Origin of the sequence: Streptomyces sp. NPDC015242, assembly GCF_043079125.1 — a bacterium.
Taxonomy (GTDB): domain Bacteria; phylum Actinomycetota; class Actinomycetes; order Streptomycetales; family Streptomycetaceae; genus Streptomyces.
Genome location: NZ_JBIBUF010000015.1, coordinates 14534 through 40455, shown reverse-complemented (window position 1 = coordinate 40455; position 25922 = coordinate 14534). Strand labels below are relative to the sequence as shown.

Below are 25922 nucleotides of genomic sequence, written 5' to 3'. Positions count from 1 at the left end.
CCAGACGGAGCACTCCTGTGTCGGCGGGGAGGGCAAGTCTTGGTGGGGCGCGCACCTGGCCAGCGTGTTGAAGTGGGGCACGAGGGTGCTGTTGGGGGTCTGCTGCACGCCTACGCCCTCATACGTCGACGCGCTCGGGGCGACGGGTGCCGTCCGGCGGAGCAGGGAGGGCCGGATCGCTTCCGCTCGCGTGGAGTCGGCATCGGCTGCTTGTAGCCGGGCGTCTTGTCTTGCGGCGTGACCCGGCTGCGCACGATGTGTTCGGCAAGCGGCAGTGTTTGCACATAGGAAGGGGTGACGGACCCCTGGGGTCCGTCACCGTTGGCTCAGAAGAGCCAGCTGACGAGTTCGTTGATCAGAGCACGGATCACCGCGCTGACCACTACGCGTGAGGTACCGAGAAGTACCTCACGGCGCAGGACGAACTTGTGCAGGAACCGGGACATTGCATCTCCAGAGCGCAGACTGGGCCGAGGTTGCGCCACATCCCTCGAGAGGGTCGTGCGTTCGTCTCGGCGTTGTCGTCGCCTGGAGAATCAATGAGGTTCCGCGCACCTCCCAGGGAGGCGTGCAGCGGTATGTACTCTACGGCGGATACACGTTGGTGTGGCGGTACTTGAGGAATTTCCCCCCTCCGGTCTCCGCAGAGGTGCAGCAGGATGGGGGGAGTTGTGGTCAAGTCGTCTTGCCGCGACCTTTTGAGGACGCCTGCACTGCATCCGCGACAAGGAGCACCCCCATGTCCCTGGACTCCCGCCTGTGGGGCAAGGCTGCCGGGCTGGGTAAGAACGCCCGCGGGGCGCACCGCACGCACCCTTTGATCTGTCATCTGCTGGATACGGCAGCCGTCACGGAGGTCGTCTGGGATGAACTGCTGACCTCGCATCAGCGGAGCATGGTGGTCGGGGCGCTGCAGGTTCCGGACGAGGAGGCGCGGGCGCTCGCGGCGTTCTGGGCGGGTCTGCACGACATCGGCAAGATCAGTGTGCCGTTCCAACTCCACCGCAGCGGCCCGAAGAGCGCGGATGGAGTGCTGCTGGCGCAGGAGTTGGGTGGTGAGCAGGGGTACGGATTCGCGGCTGACGCCGCGCAGGACCGGCTGTCGCACGAGGCGGCGGCGCACTGGTGGCTGACGGGGATCTTCGAGGAGATCGGATATCCGTCGTCGAAGCGGCGTCCGCAGTCCCAGCTCAGTCACGCGGTGGCCCAAATGCTCGGTGGGCACGGCGGTCGCTACCACCCGGCCGTCTACGGCAAGGATTACAGGTGCCCGGTCGCCCGTCACCCCGGTCTGGGCACGGGTAGTTGGGAGGAGCAGCGGCGGGTCCACTTCGATGAGGTGCGCAGAGTGACAGGGGCGACCTCGGTTCCGCAAGGGCGGATGACGCCGGGAGCGGCTGTCGTTCTGACGGGGTTGGTGACCCTGTCGGACTGGCTGGCCAGCATCGAAGTGGAGATCCGGGCCAGGCTCAGGGAGCAGGGATGGGCTGGGGCTCCTGAAGACCTGGACGCTTACTGGCAGATCGCCCGCGAAGCGGCTTTGCGTCTGGTGCACAAGACCGACCTGCTCGGGACGGGTTTCGCCCGGCCGAATCCGGTCCGGTGTGCGGGGGAGACCAGCCTTCTGGCCAGCATGGAGGGCCAGTTGCCTGATGTGGTGACCGAACACGGTCCGGGCTTGGTGGTGGTGACGTCTTTGCCGTCGGAGGAGCGTACGGAAGCGGCTCTTCGCGCAGCGGCGGTCCTCGGGCATGCGGCGGGAGCGCGCGGTCTTTTCTATGCCCTGCCGACCGGTTCATCGGCCGACAGCCACATGGCGCAGGTGCATGCTTTCGCTGAGCGGGCCCTGACGGGACCCTGGCGGTCGCTTCTGCTTCACAGCTCTTCGCGGTTGAAGCCGGCGGAAGCCGCGAAGCAGTGGGCGCAGTCCCATGCGGCCGGTGATGTCAGCGCGGAGCCTGGTGAGGAGTGGGTCCTGGCAGCGAACAGCTGGCTCAACTCCCATCATCGCGCACTGCTTGCTGCGCTGGGCACGGGGACGGTGGATGAACTTCTCCAGGCGGTCTTGCCGGTGAGGTTCAACGTGATGCGACTCTTTGCCTTATCCGGCAAGGTCGTCGTGGTGGACGAGGCCCATGCCCGCGGTGCCTGGGGGCAGAAGCTGATGCTCCGATTTCTGGAGTGGGCCGCTGCGCTGCGCATTCCAGTTGTCCTGGCCGCGATGTCTGCGGACAAGTCGATTGATGCGATGCTGGCGGCCTATCGCCGTGGCGCTGGAGGAGGTAGGGAGCCGATGATGCAGCCTCGCCGGCTGCCGGCGTGGTCGTTCGTGGATGCCCAGTCCGCAGGCGGGCACCTGCCTCGGCAGCCTGCGCAAGCCGTTCGCGCCAGCACGCTCAGTATCAAAGTCGTTGATGGTGCACCGTACGACGAGATCCAGGCGGCTCTTGGGCCCCTGGTCGAGGCCGGCAACGGCCGGGCCGTCGTCTACCGGTCAACGCCTGCGGAAGCCATCCGTACGTTCCGTCAGCTCTCGCAGGACCTGCCCGACCTCGATGTGACCCTGCTTCATGAACAGATGCGCAATAAGGACCGATGGCGGCGTCTCGCGGCCTGCCGGAAAACCTTCTCTCCCGACGGCGGCATCAGCGGCCCTTCCGCGCTGGTGACGACGCCGATGCTGCAACACGTCAGAGGTCTGCGATTCGACCTCGTCGTATCGGGGCCGGCGCCGCTCGCGGACCTGCTGGCCCGTGCGGCACAGAGCGCGGGTGACCAGCCGCGGCTCGTGGTGCTCCGAGCGGACAACAAATCCGAACTGGATGACATCGCCCTGGTGCGGCGTACGGACATGGTTCTGGGGGCCGGCAGGACGATTTCGATGCCGGAGGAAGTGCCCCTGCTGTTGGATGAGGTCTACGGCGACGAACTCGTCGACAGGCTGGGGGAGGCTGCGGCGCGTGAGCTTCAGCAGCTGGACAACCGGCGGACGGTCCGAGAACGAAGGGCCACCGGTACTGCAGGTTGGCTGCAGGTGCCGGGGCCGCGGGAGCTTGATGGCGATCTCGGCTTGCTGAGCCGCGACCACCCCGGTATGGAGCCCGAATTGCTCGCCTCCGTGCTCGGCGAGGAGATGGTGCATGTGGTGTGCCTGTACCCGGGGTCTCTGCTGGAGGACGGGGTCCTCACGGAGAAGCTTGCACGCGATTCCAAGCGCAGACCGAAGCCGGGCCAGCTTGTCCCCTACCTGATCCCAGTACCGCAGCGACTCGTCGACGGCGTGGCGGGCGATGCAAACAGCGTCTGGCGCGACATGGCCGCCCTCAAGACTGTCCTCCGGCTGAACATGACCTGGGAAGACGGTACGTGGGTGCGAACCGGCGAGGGGCACCGGTTCCAAGTAGACGAACTGGGCCTGATGGTCGACCGGTTGCCGTAACGGCCCACATCCTTACCGGTTGTCCTTCTAGGATCTGGTGACGCGCAACGATGGGGGGAGGGGCGTGAACACGTCTGCGTCGAATCTGATCGACCAGCCATGGATTCCGGTCGCATGGGTGAAGGGGCAGTCGGGCCCACCTGAAGTGGGGCTCAGGGATCTGTTTGTGCACGCCCGAAAGATCCGCACTCTGCTGATCCTGGAGGCTCCGGCTCACTCGGCGCTGCTGCGCGTGCTGTACGCGCTGACCGCCAGGATCACCGCTCTGGACGAGGCAGGGCCCGGAAGCTGGGGCGACCGGCGGGAACAGGTCCTCGAACAAGGGTTTCCTGAGCAGAGCATCGACCTGTCTGACGGTCGCAAAGCCGGCATCGAAGGCTACTTCGGTCAGTGGAGCCACCGCTTCAACCTGTTCGACGGCGATCGTCCGTGGCTCCAGGACCCCCGCCTCCCTGACCAGTGCGACAGGAACAACACTGCCGGCGTCCACAAGCTGGTCATGAGCCGGGCAGCAGGCAACAACCACTCCTGGTTCGAGCACTGGAGCCACGACACTCCCGTGCCCCTCGATCTTTCGCAGACGGCATTATCGCTGCTGACCTGGCACTACTGGGGAGACCCCGGCGCCCTTTCGCGACGTGCGGTCGGGCACGTGAGGAGCCACTATGCGAAAGCTTCACCACTGCGAGCCGCGCTGTCGTACCACCCGCAGTGCGACAATTTGCTCCTGACTCTGCTGGCCGGTCTCACACCGCCGGACGGCGACGTCAGCCGGCACACGGACCTGTGCCCATGGGAGCGCGAAGACCTCCCAGACCCACTCAAGCCGATGCCCGAGCCGCAGGGCCCCTGCTCACGGCTCACCGCCTGTTCACAGCACGCACTCTGTCTCATCCCCGCCCCGGACGGCGAGCATACGGCCGACGCGTACATCACCTGGGCTTATGACGCCGAGCGGATCCGGCCGGAAGACGACTACCTGATCTGGGACATCGCCAAGGACGGGAAGACATCCCCCCGGCTCGCATGCTCCTCCCGTTCTCTGTGGCGCGACATCGACGCCCTCCTGCTCAAGCAACTGGACGACGCAAACCCCATCCAGCCGAAGGTCATGGACCATGCCTTCGACGTCAGCGAGTACTTACGGGTACGCGCCCTCGGCTTCGAACAGGACGCCAGCCAGGCGGCCAACCACCAGTACGTCGACTCCGTGACCCCAGTGCTCCTCTCCAGAGTGGAAGAGGATGCGGCGAGCACCGAGCGACCCGTACGCCAGCTCCGCGAACTCGGCGAGCTCTTCGGGCACCGGCTGGAGCAGGCCACCAAGGAAGCCTGGCTGAAGTACACGGACGACAAGAAGAACGACCCGGGGGCCTGGCTGGACGCGGTCGCGGCACGGTACTGGCCATCGGCGGAGGACGAGTTCTGGTCGCGCTTCCGACAGTTGACACGCTCCGGCGGCCCCATGACCACCGGATTCGACTTCGAGGCCGCATGCCGAGCCTTCGGACGGCACGCGCTCGACGCCTACGAGGCAGTGACCGACTCCGTGACGCGCACACCACGAGGCGCCAAGGCCGTCACCAAGGCGAAGGCCATCATTCTGGCCGCCCTGAAAAACCCGCACAAAGCGATGGAGCAACCGGCGACGAAAAGTGCGGCCAAGAAGCCGTGACCGTCGCCCGCCGACCCGAGGACAAGCTGTGACCTTCCAAGCTTCCGAAGCGAGCAAGCGGCAGAGGAATGGCGCCACGTACGCCGCATTCACCGCACACATTGAACATCTGTGCCGCACAGACCCCGGTGCCCGTGCGGCGCTGCGCGCGGGCCTGCGCCGCGACCTGGACCACCCGCGCACACGCCCCATGCACCGGCTACTGACGCCGCGACTGCCGGAAGGGTGCGACGACAAGACAGCGCAAGCTCACTACACAGTAGCCTCGCTGATCGCGGCTCAGCCCCGCCACGCCTTCTCACCCGACCCGGAAGGCGACGAAGACACCGCAGACGAACACGAGGCGGCAAAGAAGCAGGCTCCTCGAGAGGAGGGAGAACCGGACGAGAGGGGGACTTCGCCCGGGCCGACCCCGTATGGCTCCTCATTCGGTGCCACCCTGGGCCAAGCCGTCACCGCAAAGGGCACCTCGATGCGGATGGGCGCCGCAGAAAGCCGTATCAACCTCCTGACGCGGCAGAGCCTGCGCGGTATCCACCTGCACCTCCCTGCGGCGGTGAATCAGGTACGCACTACCGACGCCTCCATCGACTGGGAACAGTTGCTGGCAGACCTCGTCGACTGGCCGTACCAGTCGGGACGTATCAGCCGCCGCTGGCTGCAGGACTTCTACCGGATCACGGCCGGCGCCGACCAGGACTGACCCTCACCCACAGGAGATCCCCAATGAACCTCAAGCCACGCTTCATCGACATCCACGTCGTCCAACCAGTCCCCTACGCGAACCTGAACCGGGACGACACCAATTCGGTAAAAAGCATGCTCTATGGCGACGCCCTGCGTACCCGCATCTCCAGCCAGTCCTGGAAGCGGGCCACCCGCAAGCACTTCCAGGACACGCTCGGCGAGAACGCGCTGCGCACACGCCGTATCGGCGAGCGGGTCGCCGAGGTGCTTCGCGAGCGTGGGTGGGACAAGGCGCTCGCCGAACGCGCGGGCGCGCATGTTGCGGCGGGGAGCAGCATCAAGTGGGAGGTGGCCAAAGGGAAGGACAAGCAACCCATCACGAACAAGGTCCTGACCAACGCGCTCGTCTATCTTCCCGAAGACGCTGTCGAGGACTTGGCCGACATCGCCGAAGCCAACAAGGACGCGCTCACGACCGACTTCACCGGCAAAGGAAAGAACAAGCCCGAAAGCGCCCTGAAAGGGAAGATCGACAAGATCCTTGTCAAAAGGAACGGGGTCATCAACCTCTTCGGACGCATGCTCACCGAGGTCGACCAGGCCAATGTCGACGGTGCCGTCCAGGTCGCGCACGCCTTCACCACACACACCACTGAAGTCGAACTCGACTACTTCGCAGCTGTCGACGATGTCACCGAAGCGAAGGATGATGAAACGGGCAGTGGCCACATGGGCACTGCCGAATTCAGCACCGGCACCTTCTACCGGTTCGCCACCGTCGATCTCAACGAACTCGTCAAGAATCTGAGCGATGACAGCGACATCGCACTCGATGCCGCCCGCGAGCTCGCCGGCCAGTTCCTGCTCTCCTTCATCGAGTCCCTGCCGCAAGCGAAAAAGAACTCCACCGCCCCGCACACCATCCCGCATCTGGTCCACGTGGCGGTCCGCTCCGACCGGCCGCTGTCGTTCGCCGCAGCCTTCGAAGAACCCGTACGATCAGCCGGACACGGCGGCTTCGTCGCGCGCTCCGTGGAGAGCATCGATGCGTACGCCAAGGCCGCGAACACCCTCCTCGGCCCCGACCGAGTTCTGCACGCGGCACATGCTTCCCTCCAGTTCGACAAGCTCGAGCACCTCGGCGAGCGCCACTCGTCCTTCAAGGCTCTCGTCACCGCAACCGTCGACTACGCTCTCGCCGAGGCCCCGCAGTGACCGACCGCCCCTCCCAAGGGCTGCTGTTGCGTCTGGCAGGCCCACTCCAGTCCTGGGGCACACACAGCAAGTACGCACGACGTGACACAGCCCGATTCCCCACCCGGTCGGGCATCGTGGGCATGCTAGCCGCAGCTCTCGGACGAGGGCGCCAGGCGCCCTTGGACGACCTCACCAAGCTGTCGATGACCGTACGTGTCGACCGACCCGGTGTCGTACTGTCCGACTTCCACACCGTCGGCGGTGGACTGCCCGCCGATGAGACAGTGATCACCGTCGACGGAAAACACCGCCCCGAGGGTAAGGGCACTCTGGTATCCAGACGCCAGTACCTAGCCGACGCTGCTTTCACCCTCGCGCTGACGTCCGATGATGAAGCGCTGCTACACGCCTGCGCCGCCGCCCTGCGTGACCCGTACTGGCCGCTCTTCCTCGGCCGCCGGTCATGCCCGCCAGAAGGCCCGATCCTGCTGGGCTACGGGGAAGATCCGCTGCGCCACCTGGTACAGCTGCCCTTAGCGGCCAAGAGGCCGCGCAGCGGCCGGCAGCCGGTTGAGTTCTACGGCGACAGACCGCTCGGTGCGCTCCCCGTGAACTCCGACGCCCCCGACAAGGGCGACGGGGATCACCACAGCGGCGAGGTCACCGACGAGCCCATGTCATTCGCACCACTGGCACGCCAGTACCGGCCTCGGCCGCTGTATCGGCGTGCCGTGCACCTACCGGACGCCGCCTACAAAGGCTTCGGCACCCGCTACCTGGAGACGCTCCAGAGCTACATCGACACCCACTTCGCGACGGCGGAAAGGAGCACCCGGTGACTGCATGGCCGGACCCCATCGTGCCCTGCTCTCGCGAGGCCCGCCGAACTGAGCGGCAATGTGCAAGGCATCCGACTGCGCCAGCGCATGGTGCAGATGTTCCCCGACACGCTCCAAGCGGCGTACGACTCCTGCTACACCCTCATCGACGCTGCCTGCTCCGCCACAGCGCGGCCGCGAACAGGCTCGTACTACGGCTGGCCGGCCCGATGCAGTCCCGAGGCGAACGCAAGGCGTTCACCCCCGACGGGGACACCGCCCCGCTCCCCAGACGCTCCGGGCTACTCGGCACGCTTGCCGCGGCGCAGAGCATCACCCACCAGGACACAGCCGCACTCGACCGGTACGAGGCTCTGGAGTTCACCGTTCGGGTGGACCGGCCAGGCGGCCGGCGAAGCAGACGTGCACACCGCGTACGCCATTCCCCTCTGCCTCGCCCTGCACGGGCGCAATTACGCCTGACGCCAGCTCCACCGCACCAGGGAACGCTACTCCCGGCACCTGGCTACCGGCCTCACACCTTGCCAACGAAGCTGGTCCACTACGCCATGAAGGAGGCCGCCGCATGAGCCCCCGCGCGGCTCTCGCCCGCATCCGCCTCAATCCCCACAGCCGCGCCGTCCAGCGCGACCTGCGCAATGCTACCGACATGCACCGCACCCTTATGCGTCTGGTCCCCGACGGCCTGGGCGGCAGTCCCCGGCAGGCGGCCGGGCTCCTGTACCGCCTCGACGTAACCGACACCTTCAGCACCCTCCTGGTCCAGGCCGCCACCCTCGACCTGAAACGCCTGCCCGACGACTACGGCCACGCCGACGTCAAAGACCTCGCCCCCGTGTTCAACGCCCTAGAGAAGGGCCTGGCCGTCCGCTACCGCATCGTCGTCAACCCGGTCAAAACCGAACGCCTGCCACTGGAGAACAAGGGCCGACGTGGCAAACGCATCGCACTCACCGGACCGGACGCCGACCAATGGTGGACACGCCGTGCCCACGAGGCCGGACTGCAGCTGACCACAGCGCTGCCCACCCCGGTCGCTGCGGTGCACGGCAGCCGCGACGGCGCCACCGTGCGGCACCACTTGGTGCGCTACGACGGCACCGCCACCGTCACCGACCCTGACGCCCTGGCCGAGGCCGTCCTGGTCGGCATCGGGCGGGCCAAGTCTTACGGCGCTGGACTGCTCAGCCTTGCCCGCGCGGCCGCATGAGCCCACCTTCGGACAGCGGCCAGACCCATAAGCGCCTGGCCGCGACGGCCCTGGCCTTGCACTCTCCGGCGTCGCCGACTTCCTGTACTTCGTTTGCCTCGACGTCCTTCTCGCCGAAGGGAGAATGTCCGGACCCCGCATGCGGATCGCTCAGCCGGTCCCCCGTCCCCCCTGTTGGTGCCGGGGGCGACCTGTGGGGAGGGGCTCCCCCCACGTGGGTGAGGAGGACCCCACGGTGCGAACTCGTACGAGTGGGACGACGGCACACCCCCGCGTCGGCGGGGAGGACCGCAGTGCCAAGGGGACGGCGTCGCTGGTCGGCAGAGCACCCCAGTGGTGGGGGAGGACTCGGCCCTCCAGCTCACGGACGAGCAGAACGACGGCACACCCCCGCGTCGGCGGGGAGGACGCTCAGTACCCACACGCCACCCAAGTTGGGCGGGACACCCGGGGCGCGGCGATGGCGTGGTGCAGCGATCCGGGCGGACCCCCCGCGTCGGCGGGGAGGACTTCGACTCACTGTCCTTTCTGTACCTGGACATGGTGCGCGTGGTGCAGGACGACACCGGAGTATGCGCGCAGATCCAGATCGACGAGCACCGCACCGATCTCGTCTACATCCCCACCGCAGCCCTGTCCTGCCTACTCCTGGGCCCCGGCGTCTCCATCACCACCCCAGCCTTGACCACCCTCGCCCGCCACGGCACCAGCGTCGTCTGCGTCGGAGCGGGCGGCGTCCGCGCCTATGCGGGCATCCTCCCCGACTCCCTCACCACCCACTGGCTCGAACAACAGGTTGCAACATGGGCTGACCCCACGCGGCGCCTCGAGATCGCCGTCGGCATGTACCGGATGCGCTTCAAGGACGCCGAGGTGCCCCAATCCGTCACCCTGGAACAACTGCGCGGGTTGGAAGGCCAGCGCATGAAAGCCTTCTACAAATCCTTGCGCAGCAGCACGGCATCGGACGCTTCCGCCGCAACTACCGGCCCGGCCAATGGGACAGCCAAGACCCCGTCAACCTCGCCCTGTCCGCCGCCAACACCTGCCTGTACGGCGTGGTCCACGCCGCACTGCTTGCCCTAGGCCTCTCCCCAGCCCTCGGCTACGTCCACACCGGCACCCAACACGCCTTCGTCTACGACGTCGCCGATCTTTACAAAGCCGACGTCACCCTGCCCCTTGCCTTCGCCCTCCACAACTCCGACAACCCCGAACAACAAGCCCGCCGCCGCTTCCGCGAAGACCTCCGACTCCTGCGCCTCCTGCCCCGTATCGTCCAGGACGTCCAGTCCCTGCTGACCTCGCCCCACCCCCAGGCGGCCACAGCCGGTGACGACGCCGACGAGGAACGCTCCGAACGACGTGACGTGCAGCTGGTTAACCTCTGGGACCCCAAGAGCGGAATCCTCCCAGCAGGCGTCAACTACGCCAACGGGGACACCTGATGCCCTCCATGGTCGTCATCGCCACCACCGCAGTCCCCGACCACCTACGTGGCGCCCTCAGCCGATGGACCAGCGAAGTAGTACCCGGCATCTTCATCGGCAGCGTCTCAGCCCGCGTCCGCGATCAACTCTGGCGCGCCGTCACCGAAGTCGTAGGCAACGGCGCCGCCGTCCTTGTCCACCCCGCCACCACGGAACAGGGCTACGCCATCCGCACCGCAGGAACCCGACGCCGGATCCCCGACGACTTCGACGGCCTTACCTTGATCCGCATGACTGCTGCACCGAAAGTAAAGGAAAGGCAAACCCTCTCTTAAGGTCCAGGTCAGGAAGTGTCCTCCCCGCCGACGCGGGGGTGTTCCGTCGGGGATGGTGGGGAGCTCCGCGGCGGGTTCGTCCTCCCCGCCGACGCGGGGGTGTTCCGCGGCCCCGATCCGGAGCCGTCGAATGGTCGCCGTCCTCCCCGCCGACGCGGGGGTGTTCCGCCCGCCAGCACCCCACACGCCACCCTCGCCGAGTCCTCCCCGCCGACGCGGGGGTGTTCCGACTCGCGGTATGACCGACAGCGAGCCCACGAGGTCCTCCCCGCCGACGCGGGGGTGTTCCGGCGCTGGAGACCCTCATCATCCGCCTCCGGGGGTCCTCCCCGCCGACGCGGGGGTGTTCCGCGTGCGGCCACCCACCGACAGGGCCTCCTCGCGTCCTCCCCGCCGACGCGGGGGTGTTCCGACGCTGTCCACGGACACGAGCCTGCTCACCGAGTCCTCCCCGCCGACGCTGGGGTGTTCCGAGTTCGGGCCGGTCGCGCCCCACACGTACGGGGTCCTCCCCGCCGACGCGGGGGTGTTCCGGTCAAGGACCCGGCCGACCGGGCGCAGATCGCGTCCTCCCCGTCGACGCGGGGGTGTTCTGCCCTCCGGGTGTGCGGCGGCGGTGCGCAGCCAACGGCGCTGCACCGGAGTGAGTCCTCCCCGCCGACGCGGGAGTGTTCCGGCGTCGCGCACGAGGCAGCCCGAGCCGGCGGCGTCCTCCCCGCCGACGTGGGGGTGTGCGGGCGGAGAAGCCGCAGGAGCCGAAGGCGTCCGGGTCCTCCCCGCCGACGCGGGGGTGTTCCGACCGGCCGGACGGAGACGCCGGAGTCCCTGATGTCCTCCCCGCCGACGCGGGGGTGTTGGGAGGGGAGATCGGTGATTGCGACGTCGGATGGGACGCGGACGACGAGTACGAGCGGGTGCGTGTGGTGATCACGGCCAGGTGCCGGGGCGGGGAGCCGTCGACGGCCCGCCCGGGCGCCTGAGGTTCTTCCTTGGCTCGTCAGGGCTTGGGGAGCGGCAGGCCAGGCATCTGTGGGCGCCGCAGGTGCTGCCCGCCGTCGTAGACGTGCAGGGTGAACGTCTCCGGCCCGGGCCGGCCTGCTTCGTCGTACGCGGACAGCACGCGCTCGATCTGCTCCCACAGCCGCATCGGGCCGTCCTCGCGCACCTCCCATCGGCCCTCGTGCGGGGTGAGGGTGGCGGCGGAGCCGGTCGTAACGTCGACCAGGTGCACGACATCGCCGATCGTCGTCATCTGCGCGTCAGGAACGGCGCACTGGGCGAGGAACCTCAGGTGAAACGCTTCCTCGGTCCCGGCCGTGATGCGCTGCGGTGAGTACCGGGCTGCCCGTCCCGTCTCCGGGAGCCTGGCGGCCCAGTGGGCGGGGTTGCCGAACGCCGGCGCCGCGTGCGTACGGGCGGACATGAACGACACGGTGCCGCCCAGCAGCTGTCCCTCGGCGGTGCTGTCACCGTTCACGGTCAGCAGGACGCGGGCGTAGCCGTATAGCCAGCCGGAGAGGGTGAGGAGGATTTTCCCGCCCGGCCTCGCCTGCGCCAGCAGCGCGGGCGGCACGGCGCGGAAGGAGCAGGCGGCCACGATCCGGTCGAAAGACGCCTCCGGCCAGTAGCCGTACAGTCCGTCCGCCACCGCCAGGGTCGGGGTGTAGCCGCAGCCGTACAGCGCGCTCGCGGCCTGTTCCAGCCGGTGCGGGTCGACCTCGATCGAGGTGACTGCGGCGGAGCCGAGGCACTCGCAGGCGAGCGCGGTGGAGTAGCCGGTGCCGGTGCCGATCTCCAGCACCGTGTGTCCTTCCTGCACGTCGGCGTCCGTCCACATCCGTACAACGAGTGACGGCAACGTGGACGATGAGGTCGGCGCCCCGCCGTGCCGTACCAGCGGGGCCTTCCAATCAGGTTCGTCGCCGTCGAACTGCGTGATGAGCGTCGTGTCGGAGTACGCGGCGCCCAGCCACCGGCCGTAGTCGAGTTCGGCGGTGACCGGCTCCCACACCGTCGGCCCCTGCCCGTCGCGCTCTTCGGCGGGCAGGTAGAAGGCCGGCACGAACCGGTGTCGGGGGCACCGCTTCGACTGCCGCCCGCCAGCCGGGATCGGTAAGCACACCGTCTTCGGTGAGGGCCTTGGCCATCGCCTCACGAAGCCGGGCGGCATCGGTCTCCAGCTCGGTGGGCCTCGTCATCGCGCCCCGCCTCCTTCCGTGCTCGTACTCAGGATGTCGGCGAACGCCGTCGTGATGTCTGCGGCGTCGGGCAGCCAGCCCCACTGGCCATTCGGATTGCATCCGATGAACACCCAGTCCTGCGGGATGTCGCCGGCGCCGGTCAGGGCGAAATCGAAGCAGCCGAAGACCAGGCCGAAGGCGTTCAGGTAGCTGTGCAGGGCAGCCTCGATGGCGGCCGGGACGGCGATGGGCGCATGACGGAGGGCGTCCCAGTCACCGCGGCGCCAGTCCAGCGCGCCGTCCGGTGCGGCGATCTGCTGGGCGAAGACCCGCCGACCGACCACCGTGACGCGCACGTCACCAATCTTGGGGATCTCAGCCTGGAACAGGTGCGCGGTCACCTTCAGCGAGTCGTCGAACGTGTCGGGGGCCACGCGCTGGGCCCAGATGGCCCCGGCGCACCCGTCCTCGTCGCGGGGCAGGCCGCGGAACGTCTTGTAGATCACCGGCCCATGCTCGGCCGCGAACTCGCGGGCGTGCTCCACGTCGTTGGTGACCAGCGTCGGCGGCACTGCCAGCCCGAGCTGGGCAGCGGTCTGGAGCTGGGCGGGTTTGAAGTCCGCTGCCGTCACGGCGCCAGGGTGGTTGACGTACGCCGCGCTGTGCAGGTGGCTCAGGATTCCGCCGAGTTTGTGAGCACGGCAAGATCGCCTATCAGGCGGACGGAGGCTCCCGGACGCCGGGAAACCGCCCGCCGACACAGGCGGCCCTGGAATGATGAATCACTACATCGCATCAGATGGCCAAAGGGGACGCATGGGCCTGCACATTTCGCGGATCGAGATACGTAACTTCCGCAACTTCCGGCACTTGGTCGTCGATGACTTCCCCGCCCATGCGGTGATCGTCGGCGAGAACGGTGTCGGCAAGTCGAACCTGTTGGAAGCGATCCGCCTGGTCCTCGACCCGTCCATCTCCGACGCGCGGCGCATGCTGCGCGAGGAAGACATCTGGGAAGGGGATCCCGCAGGCCTCGCCGGTGGAGCCGAAGTGACCATCGTGGTCGAGCTGCGAGGTTTCGACGACGACGCTGACGCCAAGAGCATCCTGTCCAGCGCCACGGTGGACTTCGACCCCTACGTAGCCCGGCTGACCTACCGCTTCGCCCCGCGTCGAGAAGTAACAACCGCCGATGACTCCCAGGTGCAGCCCACCAGTCGGCCGCTGACCGCGAAGGACTACGACGTCGTCGTCTTCGCCGGCGACCGCGAGACCAACGACGTGCGCGCCATCCGCCGCGAAGTGGCCCTGCGCGTCCTGCCGGCCCTGCGCGACGCCGAAGGAGACCTGCACAACTGGCGGCGCAGCCCGATGCGGGACCTCCTCGAACGTCTTCCCCTGGCCCCGGCGAACCTGGAAGCCACCGCCTCGGCGATCGCCACCGCCGTCGACCAGCTCACCAAGGACGAAAACGTCGCCAAGCTGGAGGGGCGCCTGACGGACCGGCTGGGAGAGATGTTCGGGCCGCGCCTGGCCGTCCAGCCCACCCTCGGCTTCGCCTCTTCCAAGCCGGACGAACTGATCCGCGCCGTACGCCTGTTCTTCGACACGGCCCGCCGCAGGAGCATCTCCGACACCAGCCTGGGCAGCGCCAACGTCATCTACCTCGGCCTGCTCCTCGAGGCCCTCAGCCAGCAGCGACTCGACGAAGAGTTCATCGCCACCCTGGTCGCCGTGGAAGAGCCCGAGGCCCACCTCCACGTCACCCTCCAGCGACACCTCTTCGGGTACCTGCTGCGCACCGGGCCGTCGCTCATCCTCACCACCCACAGCCCGCACATCGCCGCCGTCGCCCCGGTCCGCTCCTTCATCGTGCTGCGCGCCACGGAGAACGGCACGACCGGCGCCACCACGGCCGCCCTCCCCGTCAGCGACGAGGAAGCGGAGGATCTGGAGCGCTACCTCGACGTCAGCCGTGCCGAGGTCCTCTTCGCCTCCGCCGTGGTGCTGGTCGAAGGACTGGCCGAGCTGTACATCCTCCCCGCCCTGGCTGAAGCCGCCGGGTTCGACCTCGATGCCTACGGCACCGTGGTGGCCAGCGCCCATGGCACCGACTTCAAGCCCTACCGGGCGCTCCTCGGCCCGAAGGGCCTTGACACCCCCCATGTGGTCGTCACCGACGGAGACGCCGCCGGCGACAAGCGCGGTGTGCGGGAAGCTGGCCTCAAGCGGGGCGCGAAACTCCACCCGGAGGCGTCCCGCGGCAAGGCACTACTGGAGCAGATTGCCCTTCTTCCGGAAGTCGGTGCAGCCGACTACCAAACGACCCGCGATCCCCTCGCGGCAGAGTTCCAGGGCCACGGCATCTACATCGGTGCCCAGACCTTGGAGACCGACCTGTGCTCTCTGTTCGGCGAGCAGATCATCCAGGCCTTCGAGGAGCTGAACAGCAACTCCACCGCGCGAGACGACGTGAGCCGCGGGGTCGCCAACGAGCGGAACACGACCGTCGACCCCGAGCTGCGGAAGAAGATGCTCAAGCGGATCGGCGCCCTCGGCAAGGGCCGCTTCGCACAGCGCCTCGCCGCACACATCGCACAGGTCGACCTGCAAGGACGCATCCGAGCCGCAACCCAGACCCCCTGGAACCTCCCCCTCGACGAGCAGGCCCTGCGCCGCCTGGGCACGGCTTCCTACATCTTCCTAGCAATGGAACACATCAGCCTTGCGGCCCGTGGAACGTCACTGTTCCCCGGCCCCACGACGCCACACGTCAACGGGCAGGGTAGTGATGCAGGTCAGTGACACCCTGCTCGCGGAGCTCGACAGTCTGCACCCCAAGCAGCGGGCCGCCGTTCTCCACGACGGCAACGTCGTTCTACGGGCCGGACCCGGAAGCGGTAAGACGCGCACCCTCGTCGCCCGGATCGCCTACGTCCTCGAGACGCAGATCTCGTCCTTCCGCGGCGTGGCCTGCATCACCTACACCAACCCGGCGGCCGAGGAGATCCGCCGCCGCGTCCACCGTAGCGGCGTGCGCGCCGAGGGGCGGATCACCTGCTCCACCGTGCACGCCTTCTGCCTGAACCAGATTCTGCGCGCCTTCGGACACCTGACCGGGCAGCCGACGCCTGAAGCGGGACAAGTCCTCAGCAAGGCGGCCATCGAGGCGCTCCTGCAGCGCTGCTTTGACCAGGTCGGCATCAGCGAGGTCCTCGCGCAGCACCGCGTGCCCCAGAACACCAAGATCCGCCGGGCCCTGGCCTGCAACGAGGCCCTGGACAGCTTCGACCCGCGGGAAGTCCAGGCCGCACGCCTCTACGACGAACAACTCGTCCTCCGAGGCGAGATCGACTTCGAGGCCATGGTCATCCGGGCCGTGCACCTCGTCAGGGAGCACGCACATGTCCGCGACCTCCTGCGTGCCCGCTTCCCCCACCTCGTCGTCGACGAGTACCAAGACCTCGGCGGAGTCCTTCACGAGCTCGTCCTCGCCCTGCGCGACATGGCCGGCATCACCGTCTTCGCCGTCGGGGACACTGACCAGTCCGTCTACGGCTTCACCGGTGCCGACGCCAAGTACCTGACCGAACTGGCAGACCGAGAGGACTTCCGTGATCTCGAACTCGAGGTCAACTACCGCAGTGGCCAGGACATCATCACCGCCGCCGAAGCCGCCCTCGGACATTACCGAGGCCGCCTCGCCCCCGAAGGCGCACCCCCTGGCGACGTGAACCTCGAACAGGTCGAGGGCGGCCTCCAAGACCACGCCCGAGTGACCTGCGATCTTGTCGAACAGGCGCAGAGTGAGGGCATCAGCCCTGAGCGGATCGCCATCCTCTACCCCGCTCGCGGTCGCCTGCTCGACGACGTACGCCGTGAGCTCACCCGACGCGAGCTGGACTTCCGGCACGAGGGCGACGACAAGCTGCCCGCCGGCAGCCTTTCCCGCTTCGTCCAGCGCTGCGCGGCCCGCGCAGTCACCAACTACCAGATCCACGCCGCATCCGGCGCCGACCGCGCCGACATGCTGCGACGTGCGCAAGCGCCGTCCCTTGCCTCCCTGGCCCGCGCCCTCACCACACTGCGCACCGAGGCTCAGCTCGCCCCGCCTCCCTCGCGGCTCTTCCTGCCCAGGGCTCTGCAACAGTGCCTCGACCCCGGGAAGCTCTACCCCGCCGACGCTCCGGCCCTCACCTGGCTGGAGCAACTGCGCGCCGGCTTGGCTCTTGACGAGGTAGCCGCAGGACACCCTGATCAGGACAACACGAGCAGCCTCGACGACCTGGCCGGTCTGTGCCGGTCCAAGGATCTTGTGCTGCAGGACCTCGCGCGCGGCGAGAAGTCGTCGGGAACTCGACTACGCGGAGCGTTGCCTCGCCTCCGGCACCGGTTGCGACTCGCTGACCGAGAACACGCGGGACAACTGGCCGGACGTACCGTTCGACGCGGTCTGCAAGGACGGCGACAAGTGCACCGGCAACACCGGCCCGACATTCTTCACCCGCAAGCGGCTGACCACCCTCACCACCTACGCATGGAACGCAGCGGCCACCACCCCCAACTTCGACCCGGTGGACGTCTGGTCCCTCAAGCAGAACTACCTCGACCCCGGTGACACAGGAGACTCGACCGATCAGTCGCTGTGGCTGGACGAAATAAAGCACACCGGCAAACGCGGCACCGACCTGGCGCTGGACCCCGTCAAATTCACGCACGAAATGCACGCCAATCGGGTCGACGGAACCGACGACATCCTGCCCCTGAACAAGCCACGCCTGAAGACCGTCACCTCGGAAACCGGCGCGCAGACCATCGTCACCTACCTGGACGCCGACTGCGCCGTCGGCCAGACCATGCCCAAGGCCGACCAGAACACCAAGCGCTGCTACCCGGTGTACTGGTCTCCCAACGGGGAGAAGGAACCCCTTCTCGACTGGTTCCAGAAGTACCCCGTGAGCTCAGTGCAGACCACCGACCCGCGCGGCGGCTCGGAGGCAGTGCAGCACGCCTACCAGTACTCCGGCGGCGGGGCCTGGCACTACAACGAAGACCCGCTCACCCCGACCAAGGAACGCACCTGGTCCATCTGGCGCGGCTTCGAAAAGGTCACTCACCTCACCGGCATCTCCACCGGCACCCAGAGCAAGACCGTCACCGTCTACCTGCGCGGCATGCACGGCGACCGCGTCCTGGGGCCGGACGGCAAGACCCCCGACCCAGACGGCCGTAAAACGGCAGAAGTCTCCGGCGTCAAAGCCGGCCCGATCACCGACTCCGACCAGTACGCCGGATTCACCCGCGAGACCGTCACCTATAACGGCACAGCCGAAGTCGCCGGCACGATTAACGATCCCTGGTCAAAGCGCACCGCAACACAGCACAAGTCCTACGCGGACATCGAGGCCTACTACGTCCGCACCGGAGCCAGCCACTCCCGCACCAACATCACCAGCAAAGTCGACCCCTACGACCGCATCCACACGGTCAAAACCACCTACGACGACTACGGCATGACCGCCACCGTCGAAGACCAAGGCGACACCGCGACCGACGGCGATGAAAAATGCACCCGCCTCTGGTACGCCCGCAACGACACCAACGGCATCAACACACTCGTCTCCCGCACCCGCGTCACCAGCAAGCCCTGCGCCACCACGGAAGACGCCCTGGATCTGCCGGCCGACGCCAGCAGGCCCGGCGACGTCGTCTCCGACACGGCCGTCGCCTACGACTCGACCACCTGGTCCTCGAACCAGAGCCCGACCAAGGGCGAGGCCCAGTGGACCGGCCGCGTCCAGGGATACACAGCGGCCAACAATCCCATCTGGCAAAAGCAGACGACCACGACGTTCGACACACTCGGCCGTCCCCTCACTCTCAAGAACACCAATGACCTGCAAATCTCACGAACGACCTACACCCCAGCAGCGGCGGGTCCGCTGACGGCGACTGCCGTCGAGGACGCCAAGCTGTACAAGTCGACGACCACTGTCGACTTCGCCACGGGTGCCCCGCTGAAGGTGACGGACCCCAACAGCAAGGTCACGGAGACGGAGTACGACAGCCTCGGCCGCCTGACCAAGGTGTGGCTGCCCAACCGGCTCAAAGTCCTGAACAAAACACCGAACTTCGTCTACGCCTACAACGTCACCAGCTCGGCCATGTCCTGGGTATCCACCGCAACCCTTAAGGGCGACGGCTCCGGCTACAACACCTCCTACACCTTCTACGACTCCCTGTTGCGCACCCGGCAGACCCAGACCCCAACCCCGCAGGGCGGCCGCCTCATCTCGCTGGCCCTCTACGACACCAGAGGCCTGGCTGTCAGCCAGCAGTCCGACATCTGGGACAGCACCTCAACACCAGCGTCCACACCAGTAGAAACCTCCGCCGGCCAGGCACCGATTCAAACGGACACCACCTACGACGGCGGCGGCCGCCCGACCAAAGCAGTCACCAAGACACACGGCACCACCCGCTGGACCACCACCACGTCCTACACCGGTGACACCGTCAGCACCAGCGCCCCCAAAGGCGGCCAAGCAACCGCCACGGTGACCAATGCCCTCGGTCAGCTCACAGAACGCCGCGAATACGGCGGAGCACAGCCCACCGGCACCGACTACACCACAACCAGCTACGCCTACACGCCGGCCGGCCAACAGAAGACAATCACCGGACCCGACCAAAGCAAGTGGTCCTACACCTACGACCTGATAGGCCGCCAGGTCACGGCCACCGACCCGGACAAGGGCAAGAGCACTACCGAGTACAACACCCTCGACCAGGTCATCAGCACCACCCCGAACGACGACCCGAACAAGAAGCTGCTCTACGAATACGACGATCTCGGCCGCAAGACAGGCATGTGGCAGATCGCCAAGACGGACGCCAACAAGCTCGCGGCCTGGACCTTCGACACCCTGGCCAAGGGCCAGCCGGACAGCTCCATCCGCTACGACGGAGGCCTGACCGGAAAGGCCTACACCCAGAAGGTTACCTCGTACGACGCGCTGTACCAGGCAACCGGTAGCCAACTGCTCCTGCCCGACACGGACCCCTTGGTGACCGCGGGCATTCCCAAGACGCTGTCGTTCAGCACTGGTTACAACGTTGACGGTACGACCAGCCAGTACGCCTCACCAGCCGTCGCCGGTCTGCCCGCTGAGACCGTGTCTTATAAGTACGACTCGACCGGCCACCAGATCAGTTCGACCGGCACCACCGGCTATCTGCAAGGCGCGCGGTTCTCTCCTCAGGGCGACCTCAACCAACTCGCCCTTGGCATGGACCCGGGAGACTCAGCGAAAAAGGCCTACCTCAACTGGGCATACGAGTCAGGCACACGTCGACTCACTCGAGCTTGGGTCACCGACGACGTGCATGGCTACATGCCACAGGAGCTGAAGTTCACGCAGGACGACGCCGGGAACGTCACGTCCATTTTCGACGCCACCAATCAAGGCGGCACCACCAAGCCCGACTACCAGTGCTTCGCCTACGACGGCTACAGCCGCATGACCGAAGCCTGGACGCCGAAGACCGCCGACTGCGCAGCAACAGGGCGCGTGACGTCTAATATCGACGGCTCCGCCCCCTACTGGACTTCCTACACCTACACCTCCGCGGGGCAACGCAAGACCGAAACCAAGCACACGTCGACAGGCGACCAAACCACCAACTACACCTACGACGACACGACAAAGGACAACAAGCCCCACACGCTGGACGCCACCAGCGGCGCCCGGGCCAGTAGCTACTCCTACGACGCCAGTGGCAACACAACATCCCGCCCAGGCGGCCCCACGACGCAGCAGACGCTGACCTGGAACGCCGAAGGTAAACTAACCAAGCTCACCGAGAACACGAAGGAAACCACCTACCTCTACGACCCGGCAGGCGAGTTGCTGCTGCGTAGGGCTGAGGGTGACGGTGACACCGTCCTCTATCTGCCAGGCGGCAATGAGGTCCGTCTCACCATCAAGGGAACAACGAAGACCCTCTCCGGTACCCGTTACTACACCGCCAACGCCCAAACCATCGCGGTGCGCACAGCCGTCTCGGGTACCACCGGTACGAAACTCAACTTCCTGGCCGCAGACCACCATGGCACGTCGAGCATTGCCCTGGACGCGACCACATACGGGGTCACCAAGCGCTACATCACGCCCTTCGGCGATGTGCGGGGCACGAAGGCGAACGCATGGCCCGACGACAAAGCCTTTCTCGGCAAGCCGGCAGACGCGTCCACGGGCCTCACTCACGTTGGCGCCCGCGAGTACGACCCATCGATCGGCCAGTTCATCAGCGTCGATCCAGTACTTGTGCTCGATCAGCACCAGTCCCTCAACGGCTACGCCTACGCGAACAACACGCCCGTCACATCCAGCGATCCGACAGGATTGTGCATAGACCCTGGCAACGGTCATTGCATGCCTGACGATGGCGGAAAGCTGGGGCACCAGAAGCCGGACAAGCGTTATGGCCCGCCGCCCTACGACGGCCCCTACGACGGGACACGCGAAAGTGTTGGCCTCGGCGGCGGAACGGCGAGCGCCGATAGCTCCGGTAGCACCAGCAGTGGTAATTACACCTGCACTGGTGTCGGCCTCATCTGCAAGCCCAAAACCGGCCCGGGGGACTCGAGTAGCAACGCAGGAAACTATCTCTCTAGTCTGCTGTCAAACCAAGACTTCTGGTCTGGTCTCCTGGAAACGGTGGGGGGAGGTTTCGGAGGCGCCCTAGGAGGCTCACTTGTTGTTTCCGGGGTTGTGGAATGCGCAGTGGGTGTCCTCTGTGTAGCGGGTGTCCCATCCGTGGCTGGCGGCGCAGGACTTGCCGTAGCCGGCGGCGGGTTGATCGACTCCGGCTCGGATAAAATGGGGCGCGCGTTTCGTGAGGCCGATGGTGCCGCAAGCGGAGGGGTTCGACTTACCGATGAGGAAGGACTCGCCGCAGCGAAGGCGGCGGCGAGGAAGTTCACGCAACCTGGCGGCACTAATGGGGCACTCTATGTGGAAGGATATGATGACACCGTTGCTTTGTCTTCTGGAGCGAATAATCTCCCTAGGGGCTATATAAGACCGCCGGGAGCAAACACGTCAAATTATCACCATGCGGAGGCTCAGGCTGCTGCCCTGATGCGTGACAAGAGCTGGGCAAACGCCCATCTTTACATCGATCAAACGTACATATGTGGACGTTGCTTCGATCATCTTCCGAGGATGCTGCCGAAAGATGCAACACTGCGCGTCACCTGGCGTAATACCTTCGGTGATGTCGAAACTCATTCGTTCATCGGGAAGTAGATAGAAGGGCGCCCAGCGCTTTCTCTGGATCAAGGTGTCTGGGGAAAGCGCTGGGCCTTTTCTTTCTGTGAAATTGAAGTCAGTCAGTACCACTCAGTATCCGGTACATCTTCCAGATAGGTGAGCGCGGAGGCGTTCGTAGCGCCAACCTGAACTTCACTGTATCCAGGCTTGTCTCCCCAGGGCTCATGGTCTTCCATTGCCGGCCCGACGTCTGCAATTACTTCATCACTCATGAAAATACGATGGCCCGGGCGAGGCCAATGCCATTCTCCAAAGGCCACTTCTGTCAGTGGTGAGATGATTTGGTTCACGTGCTCGTTCTTCACTGACTCGCATGACTTTGTGTGCGGCGCATTAGAGGCAGCTTCGTTAATTGCATTGTGGACCAAAAACTCCGCGAGGGTTTCCGTGAGTCGCTTCCACTCCCCATAGAGTCGTCCCTCGTAAACAGTGTCCGGTCTGATAGGGTCGAAACCCCAAAGTGCATCTCCTGGATCGGTCATGAAGACTACCTTGCCGCCCTTGATGGCCATTTCTCCCGGCGTCAGAAATTTCTTGTTTCGTACCAGGGGTTGGGGCCATCTTGCTTCGAGCGCATGCCACCCTTGCAGTGGTTCCGGTAGAGCCAGGTACTCGCGGGATGTAGTTACTCCTTGGCTGAGGGGTGGCCCGTACCATGCGGCCAGAAATTGATGCAATTCGATACTGGAAGGGTCAATCATGCAATCATTATGGCACAATTGATGGGGTCACTGAGGAAGTCGCCCGGAGTTGCTGCTGACGGCCAAGGCTCTGCCCGATCGGGGCCGTGATGCTGCAAGCAGGCTGGAGTGCGGAGCAGCTCCGCCACGTCATCACCGGGCGGCCACTACCCGCACCGGTGCGGCTTTCGGCGCGATCATCGCAGCTGGGCTGCGCGCAGTCCAGGCCTACCCGCCGCCCGCCACCGCGACCGGCCACCACACCACCACCCCCCCAGCCGCCCGAGCCAGCCCCCGAGCAGCACGCGGAGCGCTCCTTGGAGAACTCCGCGGGCGCCGGCGGCTCCTCGAGCCGTCACAACACCCAGAGCCAGGCGTACGCCGCCGCGAGGATCCAATGGTCGAACGACATGGACGGCAACCCCCGACCCCAAGGATCCCAACCCGATCGTCAAGGTCTACGACACCTACAAGAAGGGCGTTGTCGCGACGTCCGTCCACGGGCAACCAGTGCCAGTGGTTCGAGACCGCCTTCATGGACACCCCGCTGCACGCCACCAGCAGAACCATGGAGCCCTTCGCGTTCGACCCTCACCATGAATCCCGCGCTGCCGTCAGCCCGGGGACGATGATGCACCAGGTGGCTCAACCCTTTGCCCGGCTCGTCATGGGAGACCTGAACGAGTTCATCAACCGGTGGGCCGACTGGCTCGCCCAGGCGGCGACCGGCCCACTCGCCCACCCCAGCCTCATGCCCGAACGTGACCCCCAGGGCTCCTGGAGGTGATGACCGCACGGGGCCGTCTGACGGCTGTCCCGATCGACGCGGACGTGGTTGTACGGAGCGAGTGTGAGCCGGGATGCGAGGGCGACTCGGCAGGAGAGACAAGGTCTTGGGCTCTTCGTCGGCCGTGGTCGGTGAGGAGCCCCTCCCTGCACTGCGTGTGCTCTTCGCGTTGCGCTGAGGGCGTCTTGCCGTGCCGGTGCGGGGCAGGCGTACTGGGTACCTCGCCCCTGCACGAAGACCAGTTATGACCACCTCCCGCGAACAGCTGCCTCAGGCCGATGGAATACGTGGCGGGTTCGGTAATCCAACGGACGCGTTCGGGTGGTGTCGTCAGAATCGGATCAGCAGCCTCGACAACGTTCCCGACGAAGAACTCGCCCGGCTCCATCCCGCGCGGGACGAAGACGAACAGCCGGTCCGGCCCTGCTCCCGCTGAGGCACGAAACCCCTGCTGCACCGGCACGGCCCGCCAATGACCGGCGTCTGGATGGAACTCTGCCCGGCCTGCGACGCCCACCGCCCCGCCGCCCGCGCGTTCATCCAGTGGCACCGCGACCCCGACCGCGCCCCGAAGGCGCTGCCGAAGCTCTTTGAGGACTGGGAGACCGGGACCATGCACGCTCACGGCTGGACACGGGCCCGCAGCCTGAACCACCACCCAGCCCAGCGGCCCACCGGCGTCCTGTTCCACGCGGACCCGGCTGACGCCAGGGCGCGTGAGGTGCGGCAGGCGTAGGCCTACCGGCCACCCGCCCCAGGGGGCGTTGGATGACGCGCCTGCCGCACCGGAGAGTGTAGCGTCACAGGTGAACTTCATCGGCCCTGGTGACTGTGCGGCGCAGGGAGCCTTGCTGGTCGTGAACGGATCGCGCCTTTTCGGGGAACCCGCGAGCGCGGTGCGTCCATGGGAGCTGGTGCGGCCAGTTCCGCCCGCGCTCGCGGGGCGGGGAGCTGTGAGACGCATGGTCGTCGCCCGTGCGCAGGCCGCTGGCGCGTCCATGTAAAAGTGCTGGTGAGCATCTGAGGAGACAGGAAGCTTCCGGCTATGGCTTCCTCCACCTACGGCAGATTGCCTGATCCTCTGCGGCAGCGATCCCACAGCCAGCGGAGGGACATTCGCCCGCACCCTGAGTACGCAGTTGGTGTCGCGATGACGCTGCGCGATCAGCGGCAGGTACATCCGACCGTGTCGAGCAACTTGATCATCACGGCAGATAGCTTGGTCGTCTACGAGCATCTGTGGACCTGCGACCTGCGCCTTCGCGCCACCATCGAACTAAGCGTTGTCCCGTAAATGATCTGCGGCATGCTGGGTGACCAGTGTCGTTCCCCGGTCACCCAGCGAGGGTTAGGTTGTGGAGGCGGGCGATGCCGAGCATGGCGTGGTGGACGCCGTCACCTTTGAGGCGGCAGTCGCGGAGGATCTTCCAGGTCTTCATGCGAGCGGAGGCGTGCTCGATGCGTGCGCGGACCCTGCGGTGTGAACGGTTGTGCTCCTCTTTCCAGGCTGGAAGGCCGGCCTGGCCGGGTGCGCGGCGGTGCGGGATGACCAGGCCGGTGCCCCTGTAGCCGCCGTCGGCGATCACCGTGGCTCGACCGACGGCGGCCTTGGCGCCGGACAGCTCCCATGCCTTGCAGTCGTTGCGGTTGCCGGGCAGCGGTCGGCCGACGGCGACGACGAGCCGAGTGTCGGCGTCGATGACGACCTGGTGGTTGGTGGAGTACCGGTAGTTCTTGGACTGCTCGGCGATGCTGTGGTCGCGGGTGGGGACAAGGGTGCCGTCCACGACCAGGACGGTGTCCGTGCGGAACCGTTTGCGCTGCTGGGGTGCGAGCGCTGGTCCGAGGTGGTCGATGATCCGGTCGGCCGCGGACTTGGACACCCCGAACAGCGGGGCCAGTTGGCGCAGGGTGAGGTTGGTGCGCCAGTAGGCGGCCACCAGCAGCACCCGGTCCTCCAGCGGCAGGCTCCACGGCCGGCCCCTGCGAACCGGGTCGGCGCCCTCGCGCCGGAGCGCGGTGATCAAGCTTGCCGAATTGCCTCGGGCTCAGCCCGCTGAACGGGGATATCCACGCGGGGTCCGAAGCCGTGATGACGCCAGCCATTTCAAGATCATCGCAAGTGGCC

15 protein-coding genes, 3 pseudogenes and 1 CRISPR repeat array are annotated in these 25922 nt (G+C 66.5%); of the genes and pseudogenes, 14 read left to right on the top strand and 4 right to left on the bottom strand.

The window, feature by feature from the left end; all coding sequences use genetic code 11:
* Nucleotides 1–739 precede the first annotated feature (739 nt).
* From ACF07N_RS35495 to cas2e, 9 genes and pseudogenes are all read left to right on the top strand, one after another.
* Nucleotides 740–3439, top strand: coding sequence for a CRISPR-associated endonuclease Cas3'' (locus ACF07N_RS35495; RefSeq protein WP_392120915.1), 2700 nt, complete (start codon nt 740–742; stop codon nt 3437–3439).
* Between the two features lie 64 nt (nt 3440–3503).
* Entirely contained in the window at nt 3504–5114 is a 1611-nt protein-coding gene (gene casA, locus ACF07N_RS35490; protein WP_392120913.1) for a type I-E CRISPR-associated protein Cse1/CasA, read from the top strand.
* Between the two features lie 28 nt (nt 5115–5142).
* The gene (gene casB / locus ACF07N_RS35485) at nt 5143–5817 is read left to right on the top strand and encodes a type I-E CRISPR-associated protein Cse2/CasB (RefSeq protein WP_392120911.1); all 675 of its coding nucleotides are present in this window, start codon (nt 5143–5145) and stop codon (nt 5815–5817) included.
* 23 nt (nt 5818–5840) lie between these two features.
* The gene (cas7e, locus tag ACF07N_RS35480; protein ID WP_392120909.1) at nt 5841–7016 is read left to right on the top strand and encodes a type I-E CRISPR-associated protein Cas7/Cse4/CasC; all 1176 of its coding nucleotides are present in this window, start codon (nt 5841–5843) and stop codon (nt 7014–7016) included.
* On the top strand, nt 7013–7837 hold the full coding sequence (gene cas5e, locus ACF07N_RS35475) for a type I-E CRISPR-associated protein Cas5/CasD (protein ID WP_392120907.1): 825 nt from the start codon (nt 7013–7015) through the stop codon (nt 7835–7837). The genes cas7e and cas5e overlap by 4 nt, the downstream gene beginning before the upstream one ends.
* The gene (locus ACF07N_RS35470; RefSeq protein ID WP_392120905.1) at nt 7834–8406 is read left to right on the top strand and encodes a type I-E CRISPR-associated protein Cas5/CasD; all 573 of its coding nucleotides are present in this window, start codon (nt 7834–7836) and stop codon (nt 8404–8406) included. The genes cas5e and ACF07N_RS35470 overlap by 4 nt, the downstream gene beginning before the upstream one ends.
* Nucleotides 8403–9047, top strand: a complete 645-nt coding sequence (cas6e, locus tag ACF07N_RS35465; RefSeq protein WP_392120903.1) for a type I-E CRISPR-associated protein Cas6/Cse3/CasE — start codon at nt 8403–8405, stop codon at nt 9045–9047. The genes ACF07N_RS35470 and cas6e overlap by 4 nt, the downstream gene beginning before the upstream one ends.
* 540 nt (nt 9048–9587) lie before the next feature.
* Nucleotides 9588–10495: pseudogene (gene cas1e, locus ACF07N_RS35460) on the top strand (type I-E CRISPR-associated endonuclease Cas1e).
* Complete coding sequence (gene cas2e, locus ACF07N_RS35455; RefSeq protein WP_392120901.1) at nt 10495–10812, top strand: type I-E CRISPR-associated endoribonuclease Cas2e; 318 nt, start codon at nt 10495–10497, stop codon at nt 10810–10812. The pseudogene cas1e and the gene cas2e overlap by 1 nt, the downstream one beginning before the upstream one ends.
* A 17-nt stretch (nt 10813–10829) precedes the next feature.
* Nucleotides 10830–11669: direct repeats of the CRISPR family, unit length 27 nt; unit sequence GTCCTCCCCGCCGACGCGGGGGTGTTC.
* 140 nt (nt 11670–11809) lie between these two features.
* On the opposite strand, the pseudogene tgmC reads toward cas2e, so the two are convergent.
* Nucleotides 11810–13010: pseudogene (tgmC, locus tag ACF07N_RS35450) on the bottom strand (ATP-grasp peptide maturase system methyltransferase).
* On the bottom strand, nt 13007–13624 hold the full coding sequence (locus ACF07N_RS35445) for a hypothetical protein (protein WP_392120899.1): 618 nt from the start codon (nt 13622–13624) through the stop codon (nt 13007–13009). Before ACF07N_RS35445 ends, tgmC begins: the two are co-directional and overlap by 4 nt.
* A gap of 184 nt (nt 13625–13808) precedes the next feature.
* On the opposite strand from ACF07N_RS35445, the gene ACF07N_RS35440 reads away from it, so the two are divergent.
* From ACF07N_RS35440 to ACF07N_RS35430, 3 genes are read left to right on the top strand one after another with little or no spacing between them, the layout of a single operon-like run.
* Complete coding sequence (locus ACF07N_RS35440) at nt 13809–15797, top strand: ATP-dependent endonuclease (protein WP_392120897.1); 1989 nt, start codon at nt 13809–13811, stop codon at nt 15795–15797.
* Nucleotides 15784–17610, top strand: a complete 1827-nt coding sequence (locus ACF07N_RS35435; RefSeq protein ID WP_392120896.1) for a UvrD-helicase domain-containing protein — start codon at nt 15784–15786, stop codon at nt 17608–17610. The genes ACF07N_RS35440 and ACF07N_RS35435 overlap by 14 nt, the downstream gene beginning before the upstream one ends.
* Entirely contained in the window at nt 17567–22303 is a 4737-nt protein-coding gene (locus ACF07N_RS35430) for an RHS repeat-associated core domain-containing protein (protein WP_392120894.1), read from the top strand. Before ACF07N_RS35435 ends, ACF07N_RS35430 begins: the two co-directional genes overlap by 44 nt.
* Nucleotides 22304–22386: 83 nt before the next feature.
* Here the strand turns inward: ACF07N_RS35430 and ACF07N_RS35425 are convergent, their stop codons facing one another.
* A complete protein-coding gene (locus tag ACF07N_RS35425) occupies nt 22387–23028 on the bottom strand; it encodes a hypothetical protein (protein WP_392120892.1) in 642 nt (213 codons plus the stop codon).
* 460 nt (nt 23029–23488) lie between these two features.
* On the opposite strand from ACF07N_RS35425, the gene ACF07N_RS35420 reads away from it, so the two are divergent.
* Together ACF07N_RS35420 and ACF07N_RS35415 are read left to right on the top strand one after the other, a co-directional pair.
* Nucleotides 23489–23794: a hypothetical protein gene (locus ACF07N_RS35420; protein WP_392120891.1), complete on the top strand. Its 306-nt coding sequence runs from the start codon at nt 23489–23491 to the stop codon at nt 23792–23794.
* 472 nt (nt 23795–24266) lie between these two features.
* Entirely contained in the window at nt 24267–24530 is a 264-nt protein-coding gene (locus ACF07N_RS35415; protein WP_392120889.1) for a DUF6300 family protein, read from the top strand.
* A 598-nt stretch (nt 24531–25128) separates the two neighbouring features.
* On the opposite strand, the pseudogene ACF07N_RS35410 reads toward ACF07N_RS35415, so the two are convergent.
* Nucleotides 25129–25900 (bottom strand): annotated as a pseudogene (locus ACF07N_RS35410) (transposase).
* Between the last annotated feature and the right edge of the window lie 22 nt (nt 25901–25922).